Annotated in this window: 9 protein-coding genes; 2 read left to right on the top strand and 7 right to left on the bottom strand. The window is 35.4% G+C overall.

The features are described from left to right. Positions 1–190: 190 nt before the first annotated feature. Positions 191–595 carry a type VI secretion system tube protein TssD gene (tssD, locus tag MQX03_RS17435; protein WP_185145185.1) on the bottom strand — a complete coding sequence of 135 codons (405 nt, stop codon included), beginning with the start codon at positions 593–595 and terminating at the stop codon, positions 191–193. 333 nt (positions 596–928) lie between these two features. Here tssD and MQX03_RS17430 point away from each other — a divergent pair, with 333 nt between their 5' ends. Continuing rightward, positions 929–1,765 carry a retropepsin-like aspartic protease gene (locus MQX03_RS17430; RefSeq protein ID WP_242804552.1) on the top strand — a complete coding sequence of 279 codons (837 nt, stop codon included), beginning with the start codon at positions 929–931 and terminating at the stop codon, positions 1,763–1,765. 165 nt (positions 1,766–1,930) lie between these two features. Then, complete coding sequence (locus MQX03_RS17425) at positions 1,931–2,959, top strand: LacI family DNA-binding transcriptional regulator (protein WP_129534769.1); 1,029 nt, start codon at positions 1,931–1,933, stop codon at positions 2,957–2,959. 27 nt (positions 2,960–2,986) lie between these two features. On the opposite strand, the gene MQX03_RS17420 is transcribed toward MQX03_RS17425, so the two are convergent. The 6 genes from MQX03_RS17420 to MQX03_RS17395 all read right to left on the bottom strand — a co-directional run bounded on the left by MQX03_RS17420 (position 2,987) and on the right by MQX03_RS17395 (position 12,918). After that, a complete protein-coding gene (locus MQX03_RS17420) occupies positions 2,987–4,504 on the bottom strand; it encodes a tetratricopeptide repeat protein (protein ID WP_242804550.1) in 1,518 nt (505 codons plus the stop codon). A 411-nt stretch (positions 4,505–4,915) separates the two neighbouring features. After that, a complete protein-coding gene (locus MQX03_RS17415) occupies positions 4,916–5,509 on the bottom strand; it encodes a hypothetical protein (protein ID WP_242804548.1) in 594 nt (197 codons plus the stop codon). Positions 5,510–5,576: 67 nt separating this feature from the next. Continuing rightward, positions 5,577–7,334 (bottom strand): hypothetical protein, encoded by a 1,758-nt coding sequence (locus MQX03_RS17410; protein ID WP_242804547.1) that lies wholly within the window; start codon positions 7,332–7,334, stop codon positions 5,577–5,579. An 809-nt stretch (positions 7,335–8,143) separates the two neighbouring features. Beyond that, the gene (locus tag MQX03_RS17405; protein ID WP_242804546.1) at positions 8,144–9,757 is read right to left on the bottom strand and encodes a UxaA family hydrolase; all 1,614 of its coding nucleotides are present in this window, start codon (positions 9,755–9,757) and stop codon (positions 8,144–8,146) included. Positions 9,758–9,763: 6 nt separating this feature from the next. Beyond that, positions 9,764–11,227 (bottom strand): tagaturonate reductase, encoded by a 1,464-nt coding sequence (locus MQX03_RS17400; RefSeq protein WP_242804545.1) that lies wholly within the window; start codon positions 11,225–11,227, stop codon positions 9,764–9,766. Positions 11,228–11,388: 161 nt separating this feature from the next. After that, on the bottom strand, positions 11,389–12,918 hold the full coding sequence (locus MQX03_RS17395) for an MFS transporter (RefSeq protein ID WP_242804544.1): 1,530 nt from the start codon (positions 12,916–12,918) through the stop codon (positions 11,389–11,391). Positions 12,919–12,925 lie beyond the last annotated feature (7 nt).

Raw genomic sequence — 12,925 nt, 5'->3', positions numbered from 1 at the left:
GTGGTAGGATAAATATACAAAATTTATTCAAAACCGTATGATATAAAAACTTTAATTATTATACTAAAGCTAATACCATAAGTACTTTTCATAAATATATTGTCAGAAATTTATATTCTGTCGAAAAAGACTGCCTCTAAAGACAGTCTTTGCTTTGTATACAATAATACTTAAAAGGTAAGTTTTTGATTTAGCTTGTTGGCCAAACTCCTTCGTAAGCAGATGTACCGTAGTTGATTTTTTCAGCACTTACAATAAAGCTGATCAGCATTGAATTTTCGTCTACCGCATCGAAATCTACTTCGTGCTGAATAACGTATCCGTTTTCCCAGTTTAAAGTAATTAAAGTACCTTCTTCGTGAGATTTGTTGAAAGTGATTTCACCTGAAGTCGGCTTGTATTTTCCATTTAACAATGACTCTAGGATGTCAGATTTTTCTGTCGCCTCGATTGTTAATTTGATCAATGCATTCGAAGGATCTGATGCTACTCTACCTGAAACGTCTGTTGATCTTGAAACGCTGTAGTTCAGTTTTAATAATTTCTGACCTTCGCTTCCGTTGAATTTTAAGATTCCTCTTGAATTTGCTGCCATGATTTGTAAATTTTAATCGTTAATATTTCGTGTAATGATTTTTTGTATACCCAAAGATAATTACACAAAAACTATTTTTTAAACTTTTAAATCATTATTTCGAAAATTGTAGTAGTTCTACGATTTCATGTAGTAAAACTACGATGCCAGAAAATTTGCTTGATTTATAACGATCAAAAGAATCGAATATTCATTTAATACAATTAGTTTAATCTAAATTTCAATTTTAAGAACCTGTCAAATTTTGTTCAATAATATTTTTATTTCACAATTAATTGAAACTACTTACTTTTGACTTCCATTTAAATCAATAAATTCCAACAAAAAAAGAAAATGAAAAAAATACTATACCTGTTTTCCATCGTCTTATCAACCTTCTTATCTGCTCAAAAAACTCCTATTAAAATTCTTCCTTCTGGTCATATTATTGCAAAAGCCACGATCGAAGGGAAAGAAGGAAATTTTATTTTCGATACAGGTGGTGGAATCAATCTTTTCTTTGACAGTTTTGCGAAAGACATCAAGCCAAAATCTACTTACAATTTCTTTACAGCCTACCGAGCGACAGGCGAAAGAATAGATATTCCTTTGTACCAAAATAAAGAAATTACATTTGCCGGTAAAAAATTTAATGATATTCCCTATTCAACCTTTGATATGAAACTTGACGGAATCGATGGATTGATATCACTTCCGATGTTTAAAGAAACAGATTTTATCATTGATTTTGATAAGCAGGAAATCACTTTAACCGATTTTTCAAAAGATAAAAAGTCAAAAAGTTTTGATATTCAATTAACCACTCATGCGGATAAAACCATTGACATCTCTACTTATATTATGCTTAACAATCAATATAAAATTCAGGTTTTACTAGATTCCGGAGCGGGAAATAATTCTTTCTGGCTCAGTGACAAATTGATTAAAACTTTGGGTATGGATGCAGCAAAACTTGAGATGATGGAAAAGAAAAGTGAGTTTAATGAAAACGTTGTAATCAAATTCTACAAAGGATCAGTGGGATCAATTTCCAATGAATTTGTCACACTGAAAGATCCAAAAGTGATGTTTGTAGAAGGCCTTATCTACGAAGGAAAAACAAGCATCAATTGGCTCGGAAAGAAAATAGGAATCAGCCTGAAAAATAAAAAAATGTACATCCTTGATTAAGCACCATCTAAACTTCAAAATATCTTTATCTTATAAGTCTGTTGCATCTAGTTAAAAAACAATAAAAATGTGGTTTTTTAACCGCAGATATGCTTAATTTGATTAAATTTACCTCCATTCCGTAATGGAATATTGAAGGAAATTTAACGTTAGCCCAGAATACCTATGACAAAGAAGAATGCCACCATTTATGATATTTCCAGAAAGCTAAACGTAAGTGTGGCAACGGTTTCCAGAGCATTGAATGACAATCCGAGAATCAGTCAGGCAACGAAAGATCTGGTGATGAAAACTGCTAAAGAGATGAACTATAAGCAGAATAATCTTGCCAAAGCCCTCAAAAGTGGGGAAACCAAAAACGTAGGAATTATCGTTCCCTACATCAATACCAACTTTTTTTCGTCCGTTATCCGTGGAATTGAGGAGGAACTTTCTCTGCACGGTTATCACGTGATCATCTGCCAAAGCCATGAAGACGTTTTAACCGAAAAGAAACACCTAAATACTTTACTAAATGCTCAGGTAGACGGAATTTTCATGTCTGTTTCCAGAACAACGGTTGACACGGAACACATTCAGCATATTTTAAATACAACAAATACACCTATTATATTTTTCGATAGAAAGAAAGACATTCCTGGAATCAGTACGGTTACGATTGATGATTACCGTGGCGGTTATATGGCAACCGAACATCTGATTAGTGAAGGTTACAAAAACATCTGTCACTTTGCCGGAGATTTGAATCTTGAAATTTATCAAAACCGTCTGAATGGTTATAAGCAAGCCTTAATCGACCACAACTTTCAGGTAAAAGAGGAAAACATTATTTCTACCGGAAGTTCTATTGAGGCAGGAATTGAAGCCATCAAAACTTTATGGAGCAGACCTTCAATTCCCGATGCTATATTTTCTTCTAGTGATTTTGCAGCACTTGGTGCTTGTCAGGAATTAAAAAAACGTAAAATTAAAATCCCTCAGGAAGTTGCTGTGATTGGTTTCTCCAATGAACCTTTTACTCAATTTATGGAGCTTCCAATGAGCTCGATGGATCAGACTCCTCTGTTGATGGGAAATATGGCCGGACAGGTTTTTATAGATCGCATCAAAGATAACTCTTCGGGAGTTTCTATTGAAAAGAAAGTCGTTCTGGCACCGCAGATTTGTGTGAGGAAGTCTTCAAAGAGGAAGTAGTTTTTTTGGCGATGTTAGAAAACATAGCTAATTTTCATTCAACCAAACATTAATATCTACATCTGAAGGAATATTGAGCTTTTTTCTGAGCCTGAATTTCCTATGTTGCGCAGCTTTTATAGTAACAAAAGTATATTCTGCAATATCTTTAGTAGAAAAACCTAAGTAAATCATCGCACAAAGTTTTACTTCTGTGGTTAATAATTTAGGTTCTATCATGGTTAATTTTTGGTAATATTCCGAGTAAACTTCTTGAAAGCGGGTGAGAAATTCCGGGTTGTTTTCTTTGGCAAGTTGCACTACTTCATCAAAGGATTCATTCAGTTTTAATTTTAATTGTTGTGTTTCTTGTTCTTTTTGTTCAATGATTTCTCTTTTTTCCGCCAATTTTATTTCAGAATCTGAAATAGCATCATCTTTTTTTCTTTTCATTTTTTGATAAAATAAAAAATAGAATAGAAAAACCAAAGTCGCTAAAAGAAGAATTCCGCCAATAATCCAATATAATTTTGACTTCGATTCTTCATTGATTGTTCTTTCATCTTTAATGATTTTGTTAAGAGAAGTATTGATTCCCTTCTTTTCCGAAGCAACAATACTGTCATTTGTTTTTACATAGAGTTGCGTGTAATAAATTTGTTTTTTGCTATCTCCCAATTTTTCATAAACTTGCGACAATCCTTTGTAGCTTTGTTTTTGTGAGTACAAATAATTAAACTCTTCTGAAAATTTCAATGCTTTTTCAAAATATTCTATAGCATTAGCATATTTTTTATTTTTGAGATAAGATCCTCCTATCTGATTGTAAACCAGTGTTTTTGCATGTTTATTATCAGAAGCTTTGTTTAATTCTAATGATTTTAGAAAGTAATAATTGGCAGAATCTGGTCTTCCTTTTTTATCAAATAATTCGCCTACATTCCCAGCAATTACTGCGGCTATAGAGCTTTGTTTTCGTTTAGAAAATTCCTTAGAATACTCATAGGGTTTAGTGATAAAATAAAAAGCTTTACCGTAATAATAGTAAACAGAATCTGAATTTTTTATTCGTTCCAAACTAGCTCCTATATCATTGTAATTGATGGCTTTAAGAATGTTTTTTTCGCCATTATTCACTTTTTCGGCTATCAATATTGCTTGTTTGTGCTTTTTTATAGAACTATCATAAAGTCCCAAGCGATGATAACTTTCCCCCAAATATCTATTGAGTTCTGATTTTAACCCAAAATCACTTTCAACATAAATTTCTTTTTCCGCGAGAGAAAAATGCTTTACCGATTCATTAAAATTCCCTAATACTTGCTGAACAGCACCCGCTTCGAGATGTGATAACGCAATACCTTTAGAATATTTTATTTTTTGAGATTCCTTCAAAATATACAATTGTTTTTTGTAATATTTTTGATAACACCCTGTTTTTCTTAAAATTATTGCTTGTACAGAAAGCAAATCTATTTGTTTAGGGCTAAGATTTTGCGCCGTTGCAAAACAGCTAAAGTAAAAAGAAAATGAGAGAATTACTCGGTTGATAAGTTTTACATCCATCTAGTTAGTTAGTTTTTTACAAAATTTCGAAACAGAAATATTACAATTAATAAATCTAGTCATAGTTTTTTATGATTTGTTAAACCTAATCAATATTCACATTATTGTGCTATATTATGAATCAAATGCAGTGTGTAAATTTTGAAGAAATCATATTCCAGCAGCTTGCTCCATTTCAACAAAGAGTAGAATCCAAGCATTCTGAGTTATATATATTTCCGATCTCGTTCTCTGTACTTTTGAAAAAATTACAAAATACGCTTTATTCTCATCCCACTTTCTATAATGCGATGGCGAATCAAAGCTCCAATGTTTATACTTTCAAACACACCCAATTTTCTCTAAATATTCATTGTTTCGTGATTGAGTTGATATTTTCAATTATTCAAGAATCGTGATTAATCTATAAATTTAAGGCTTCCAAAAACTCCAAACTTTTCCGTTGAATATGGCTAATTGTTTTGCAGTGGTATCGTAAGCCATCATTCCTGCAAGCGGATTGATAATATTAAGATGTGGTGAATCCATTTTCGGTAGAATCATCGCTTTATTGGTATCTGCTAATACTAAAATCCCTGTAGCAGTATCTGTAGACGAATTCCCTCCTATCATCACTTTTGCTGTGAAATTTTCTATTAAATTATCTTGCAAAGTGGTATTTGCAACTCCGGTAGTGTCATAATTGATAACGCCATCTACGGTCGTTATTTCATTTTTACTTAATTCGAACCAAGCTCCTGCTTTTCTGTATTTTACTTTTTTATCGGATACATCGAAAATGATGGTTCCATCTACCGGATTTAATACACCGGTATAACTTGCATTCGGAGTTCCTGAAACAGTAGAAACCCAAGGAATTAAGATTCCTTTGTAGCCATCGGTTGAATTGCTTATTCCAAATTCTAAAGAGACTGTTGCGTTCGTAACGCTTGTTTTCCCGATTGCTACTTGTGAATATATGAGTGTTGAAAAAAGGATAAAACTTGATATAATTAATTTTTGCATTTCGTTATTTTTTTTAATTATTTAAAAAACGTTGTTAAGGTTTAAAATCTTAACAACGGTAAAATATTTATGGGCAGGTTTGGGTGTTGAAACATTTCCAACCACCAGAAGTGCCATCGGTATTTATTTTAAGGCAATCTGTTTCTTCGTCATAAACCATCATTCCTTCTACAGGATTAGGTAAAGCAACTACTGCTGCAGTGGTAGAAATTCTGTTTACTACAAACCCTTTGGTTTTAGATTCTAAAACAGTCCAAGCGTTATTTCTTATCATTGGCCAGTTTCCGTTATCCTCTCCGGCTCTTCCGAGAGAAGTAATGCCGTGTTTAGACTGCACAGTTGTTCCAGTTGCTGCAGGTTTGTAGCAGTAGGTCGGGCAAGTTGATATTGTTACCGTTACCATAGCTGAAGCAAGGCTGTAGCAATTCCCAGAACTTTTATAATAAAAAGCATAGTAAGTACCTGCTCCGGCTGTTGCAATTTGTACTAAGGTAAGCGGTGTTCCAGTATGAGTATTGTTATTAAACCAAAGAAGCAAATCACCAGAAGGAATCGTTCCTATATGAGCATCATTTAAATTGACAGTATTAGATGGGCATATATTTGTTAAGTTTTTAACTGGAGGAGCGATTAATTTAGTCGCTATCATTTGAACTTCTGTATTATATTCATATTCTTCAACCATCAAAATAGATACTGTATCTCCTGCAACTAAATTCATTGTTGTGAAATTATCAAGAGGAGTTACATTGTATGCATCCTGTTGTTGATTAAGCTTTACCCCATTCTTATAAATAAAGATATGGTCATCACCATAGCCCAAATCAAACTGATAAATTCCCTCTTCACCACTAGCAATAGTTTTAGTAAATAGTACAGCGTAATCATTATTATTGTTCGAGCCACCTGGTGGATTATATATCTGCGCACCTACATAATTTTGTATTTTAGGATTAGCAGGTCGCAAACCATAAGTGATAGTGCCAAAAAGGACATCGAAAGCATAACCAGAGTTTATGTTTTCATTATAATCAAATGTTGCCACCTGTGTGTAACTTGCTGTAGGAAAGCTATTAGATGCTGATATTTGTGCCCAACCATCCATACCGTCAACCCCATCATATACTTTTGCTTTCCAACCTGTTGTGCTGTTGGCATTAGAAATAAAACATTTAGGAGGTATAGGTTTTATAGATTCACTACATATCCCAAGATATGCACCATCTGCTCCACCATCTCCGCTAATAGTCAATTGGGTAAACGGTCTTGTAGAATGTATCTTAAACCGCCCGCCTCCATCGGTATTAATCGTCCCGTTTGACCATAATTGAATTTGATTACCAGCAGTATTGGCATTACAATATTGACTTGCACTTGTAGAAATTGATCCATTATCACCATTGAAAAGAAAATTTTCATTATAAGAATCACCTGTAAGGTTACCTCCACCACCTAAAAGTAAAACCAAATCATTTACTGGCTTGTCAAAAGTGAGCGTAATAGACCAAGGAGCAGGAGTGTCATCATGAGCCGTTACGTGTCTCCCAACAAGTAAAGAATTAGGAGATAAGCTTGCACAATTGCCATAAAATGCAGGAACGTATTGGGCAACTGAGCCTGATGAAGCTGATGTAATTGTAACACCATTAATGATTGTTGTGCTGTTGGGTGATATATTGGCTGTTCCGTTGCAAGTAGCCGCTACTCCTTGTGCCTTGATGTTTTGCCCATAACCTATGGAAAAGAGCATTAAAATAGAAAAGAATATTTTTTTAAAATTTTCTTCTACAATTCTTCTATTGAGATTACATGTTTTTTTTTTCATTCATTTATGTTTTTATTGTTGCATTTTTATATTAAGAATAGGCATTTAAGAACAAAGACCTCTTAAGACTATGTATATGAATATCAAAATATTCATCACCTCTACTTGAGTATTAAAAAAAATGAGATGAATTGTAATATTTTTTCATCTTTTGTATTTTTATTTATAAATAATTAAGAGCTTGATTAATTATGCCACGCAAAAAAACAACATTTTGGATTTAAACAAAAAAAAACAAGTACTAAATAGATACTAAACTATATTAAACTATTGATTTTCAATTCAATAAAAACAACAAACATAGAAAATGTAATAAAACACCTTTCAAATCACTAAGCGTTCACTTGCGAAAATAAAGTACTAGAACATGGTGTATTTTGAAAATAAACCAACGTTCATAAAAGAGATTGAATTAAAATAATGCAAAAGTAAGCAGGTAAAAGGGAATTAGATTTTAGGTGTGAGTTTTAAAATTAGTCTTTTAAATTTTGAAAATATATGATTAAATGATAGAGTAGTAATTGAAACTGAAAAGTCAGTTTTCACGTATTGCGAAACGAACTTTTTTATGATTTTTCTCGACATCTTGATGGGAATGGGGTTTAAATAAATAATTATTAACCCATCAATCTATATTATTTAATTGTGGTACAAATTTCTTTTTATTTCAACGTATAAGAACCCCTAGTCCAATTGATACCAGCATTCTGTTTATTTGAAAACATTTATGTTGAGAATCCTAGAAAAAAAAATGCTCCCTACCGAAGCAAGAAGCATTTTCAACCCTAATATTTAATATAATTAACCCATTACAGAGAGACTCCTCGTCTCCATGGAATGAAATCATTCTGATTCAAAACGTCCGCTTTGGTTTTTACTTCGCCGCTGGCTACGTTGATGATGAGTTCCAGAAGTTCGTCTGCCGCTTCAGGAATTGTTTTTTCTCCGCTGATTACGGTACCTGCATTGAAATCAATAATGTCTGACATTTTTTCTGCCAAAATAGTATTGGAAGAAATCTTCACAACAGGCGAAATAGGATTTCCCATCGGTGTTCCAAGACCGGTAGTGAAAAGCACGACTGTCGCACCTGAACCGACTAAAGCCGTTGTACACTCGGCATCATTTCCGGGAGTACACAAAAGATTCAGACCTGGTTTTGTGGCATATTCTGTAAAATCAAGAACTTCCACAATTGGGGCAGCCCCGCCTTTTTTGGATGCTCCTGCAGATTTCATTGCATCAGTAATTAAACCGTCTTTGATGTTTCCGGGAGACGGATTCATATCAAATCCTGATCCTGCCGCAACCACAGAGGCTTCAAAATCTTTCATCAGTTTCAGGAATTTCACACCGTCTTCATCGTTAATGCAACGGTTCACCAGCTCCTGCTCTACTCCACACAATTCAGGGAACTCGGCCAACATGGTTGTTCCGCCAACTGCCGCAATAATATCTGAAACTTCTCCCAAAACAGGGTTTGCAGAAATTCCTGAGAAACCATCTGAGCCGCCACATTCCAAACCAATGTTCAGTTTGGTGATTGATGCAGGTTTTCTCTCTATTTCGTTGGCTTTTTTAATACCTTCGTATGAATCTTTAATAACGCCGGTCAGCATTTCATCGATGGTACCTGATTTTTGCTGTTCGTAGACGACGATTGGCTTTTTATTATTTGGAGCCAATGCATGCAGTGAATCCATGAAAATCTGCACCTGAAGATTCTGACATCCTAAGCTGAGAACCGTAGCTCCAGCAACATTCGGGTTGTTGACATATCCTGCGAACAGTCTTCCCAACGCTTCAGCGTCCTGACGGATTCCGCCACAACCGCCTTGATGCGTGATGAATCTTGCATCGATGTTTTTAAATATTCTTGTGTCCGCTTGTTCTTCTTCAACTTCAACAGCTGCACCGCCGTTCAATAAAGAACGCAGCAACAACTGATGTTTGCTGGCTTTATCGTGAAGCAATTCTTTTTCAAAAATATCCTTTAGTGTTTCGATATTCTTGTTTTCGCAGAATACCAACGGGAAAAACAGCCAGACGTTTTCTGTTCCTACCTGCCCGTCTTCACGGTGGTAACCCATGAAAGTACGGTCTTTCCACTTGTCAACATTGGGTGGAGTCCAGCCTAAAGTAGCGGTTTTCCCGACCACTTTTGCACTTTGGTGCTTTACGTTTTCGGTGGTAATCACTTCGCCCTGTCTAATGGATTGGTTGGCTTTTCCAACGATTACTCCATACATTAAGATATAGTCGCCATCCTCAAAATCTACGGCAGCGAATTTATGTTTTGCTTTAATATCTTTAAGAATCGTATAATCTGTACCGTCTAAGTGCACCGATTCTCCGGCAGGCAAATCCATCAACGCTACAATTACGTTGTCTTTGGGATTTACTTTCAGTACTTTCTTTTGCATGATTGTTTAAGAATAAAATTGAATAAAATTTTTGTAAGCAGTTTCCATGTCATTGTGGTCGATCTCGTACAATGCTTTTGCTACTGCGGCTTTCAGGCCTTCTACCTGTGTAAGGTCGGTATCCCAGAACAGTTTTTCGCTTAACGACTGTTCTGAAACGACTTCGTAATCTTCGTTTTTCCAGATTTCTCTGAATCTGTTTACGATGGCTTCTTCGTCATTCAGAGGAAGAGATTTTTCACCAAAACTTCCCTGATAGAATCTGATTAAACTTGCCAGAGAGAACGTTAAGTTCAGCGGAAGTTTATTATTTCTTTCAACATAAGTCAGCAAACTCGGAACGACTCTTACTTTAAATTTAGAAACAAAATATAAAGCAATGCTCGCCAAATGGTGCTTGATGAAAGGATTTCTGAATCTGTCGAAAACTTCTTCCGCAAAATTCTTCAGTTCAGTTTCATCTAAACCTAACGTCTGATTGACTTCATTAAATATGGATTCGCTTAAAAAAGTTCCGATAAATTGATCATCGATCGCTTCTTTTACGATTTCTTTTCCTGCTAAAATTGCCGGAGCCAACATTAATGTATGTCCACCATTCAGAATTCTCACTTTTCTCAAACGGTATGGCTGAATATCATCCACCACCAAAATCTGTTCGTTGATCTGATCGAAAGGAATTCTCTGTTTTAAATCTTTACCTCCCTGAATCACCCACAAAAGGAATGTTTCAGAAACCACCATCATCGGGTCTTCATAATCCAACTGGTCTTCATATGTCGCCGCATCATCTTTCGGGTAACCCGGAACTATTCTGTCGACCAAAGTATTGTGGAAGTGGTTGCTGTTTTCAACCCATTCTGCAAAACCTTCGTCTAAATTCCAAAGTTGAGCATATTTTAAAATAATTGCTTTTAAAACAATCGCATTTTCTTCAATCAGTTCACAAGGAATAATTCTTAACCCTTTATCTGCTGCTCCGTTGAAATGCTTGTATCTTTCATGAAGTAAAACCGCAACTTTCGCAGGGAAATTTTTGTGTGGACCTTCATACGAATTTTCAGTTTCGTCGTAAGCAATTCCGGTTTCTGTTGTATTTGAAAAAACAAATTCAAGTTCTTCTTCTTTTGCTAATTCCAGAAAACTGTTGTAATCTGCATAAGGATTGATCGATTTCTGAATCGCCGAAATCACGCATTTCTCATCGATGATTTCTCCTTTTTTAATTCCTCTTGAAAATAGAGTGTAGAGATTTCCCTGTTCTTCAAGCTTGTGAACCGAACCATTGGGTGTCGGCTGTATGTTGACAATTCCTGCATTGAAACCTGCTTCTTTATTTAATTTATCAATTACATAATCTGTAAATCCACGCATAAAGTTTCCTCCACCGAACTGTACTATTTTGATTGGTAATTTTGTATCTCTACCGCTGTTTTGACGGTTTAACTGTTGTTTTGTCTGATTTTCCATTTTTCTAATTTGAATTAAATTGTGCTTTTAATTCTGTTTAATCTTACTGCTTTTTTTAACGCAAAGTCCGCAAAGATTTTTTTAATGCTTGATGTATATTTTTAAGTTCGCAAAGGCGTTTCACTTAAAAAAGAACCCAAAGTTATTTTTCAAACTTGTGATTATTTACTGATCACCTTATATTTAGGCACCAATGATTTCATCACGACCCATGCAATCAAATAAGCTACTGCACAGATTGAGAAAATAATCATGTATCCTTTGTCAATTCCGTCTGAAACTACTGCACCTGATTTTTCTAACTGTTTGAAAAAATCATCCGGTAAACGGTCGTTGACAAACTGCGGATATTTTTCCAACAGAGGAACTCCGTCAACGGTTGACCATGCTTTGTGTGAGTGATCAAATAAAACTCCTGAAGATTTATTAATGATAAACGATCCGATTCCTCCTGCCATTCCGCCAATTCCTGTGATGGTTGCGATGGCTTTTTTCGGGAACATATCGCCCACTGTTGAGAAGATATTGGCTGACCACGCCTGGTGTGCTGCTCCTGCAACTCCGATAATTAAAACCGGAATCCAATAAGTAATTGTTCCTAAAGGTTGTGCTAAAAGTGCCAATAAAGGGAAAAATGCGAAAATCAACATCGCTTTCATTCTTCCTGTGTAGGCGTTCATTCCTAATTTTTCAACAAAATATTTTGGAAGCCAGCCTCCAATAATCGAAAGCAAAGTGATCATGTACAATACAAATAACGGCAGTGCACTTTGTGTGGAATCCATTCCGTAAACCGAACTTAAATAAGCCGGAGTCCAGAATAAGAAGAACCACCAAACGCCGTCTGTCATGAACTTTCCGAAGGCAAAAGCCCAGGTTTGTCTATAGCTGAAACATTCTTTAAACGTAAATACTTTTTCCGGAACTGAAGTGTCTTCATTGGGAAGATCGTCCTGATCCTGATTGATATACGTTAATTCATGTTCGTTAACTCTTTTATGTAAATGTGGTTTTTTGTAAACGAATACCCAAAGTCCCATCCATACAAACCCAAGCGCACCGATGATGATAAATGCCCATTCCCAACCCATTGATTTTGCAATAAACGGGATCGTAAGTGGTGCTGCCAAAGCTCCCACTGTCGCTCCTGCATTCCAGATACTTGTAGAAAATGCTCTGTCTTTTTTAGGAAAATATTCTGCCGTAGTTTTGATTGCCGCCGGGAAATTTCCAGCCTCACCAATCGCCAATACAAAACGTGCAAAAACAAATAAGGTAACACTTGTACTGATGATAGCAGAGGTGTTGGAAACTGTTCCAATCAATTCTTTGGATTCATGAAAACCAGCTGTCCAAGTCCCGGTAAGGATTCCTGAAGTGGCGATTCCACAGAATGCGTGTAGAACTGCACCAACAGACCAAACTCCGATTGCCCAAAGGAAACCTTTTTTGGTATCCATGAAGTCAACAAATTTTCCTGCGAAAAGCATTCCCACTGCATAAAATATGGAGAATAATGCCGTGATATTTCCGTAATCGTTGTTATTCCAGTGAAATTCCGGTGCGATAAAATCTTTCCACGTCAAAGATAAAACCTGACGATCCAGATAATTGATCGTGGTGGCGAGAAATAACAGCAGACAGATCGTCCATCTGTATTGCGTCGGCTTAAGAGATTTAACTGAACTCATAGTCAAT

The organism is Chryseobacterium aahli (assembly GCF_022699665.1).
Taxonomy (GTDB): domain Bacteria; phylum Bacteroidota; class Bacteroidia; order Flavobacteriales; family Weeksellaceae; genus Chryseobacterium; species Chryseobacterium aahli.
The sequence above is the reverse complement of the archived record's forward strand: the minus strand, read 5'-3'. Positions and strand labels throughout refer to the sequence as shown.

Coding starts and splice junctions, on each gene's coding strand:
- MQX03_RS17400 (WP_242804545.1), bottom strand. CDS start 11,227: ATGGAAAATCAGACAAAACAACAGTTAAACCGTCAAAACAGCGGTAGA.
- MQX03_RS17425 (WP_129534769.1), top strand. CDS start 1,931: ATGACAAAGAAGAATGCCACCATTTATGATATTTCCAGAAAGCTAAAC.
- MQX03_RS17430 (WP_242804552.1), top strand. CDS start 929: ATGAAAAAAATACTATACCTGTTTTCCATCGTCTTATCAACCTTCTTA.
- MQX03_RS17395 (WP_242804544.1), bottom strand. CDS start 12,918: ATGAGTTCAGTTAAATCTCTTAAGCCGACGCAATACAGATGGACGATC.
- MQX03_RS17410 (WP_242804547.1), bottom strand. CDS start 7,334: ATGAAAAAAAAAACATGTAATCTCAATAGAAGAATTGTAGAAGAAAAT.
- MQX03_RS17415 (WP_242804548.1), bottom strand. CDS start 5,509: ATGCAAAAATTAATTATATCAAGTTTTATCCTTTTTTCAACACTCATA.
- MQX03_RS17420 (WP_242804550.1), bottom strand. CDS start 4,504: ATGGATGTAAAACTTATCAACCGAGTAATTCTCTCATTTTCTTTTTAC.
- MQX03_RS17405 (WP_242804546.1), bottom strand. CDS start 9,757: ATGCAAAAGAAAGTACTGAAAGTAAATCCCAAAGACAACGTAATTGTA.
- tssD (WP_185145185.1), bottom strand. CDS start 595: ATGGCAGCAAATTCAAGAGGAATCTTAAAATTCAACGGAAGCGAAGGT.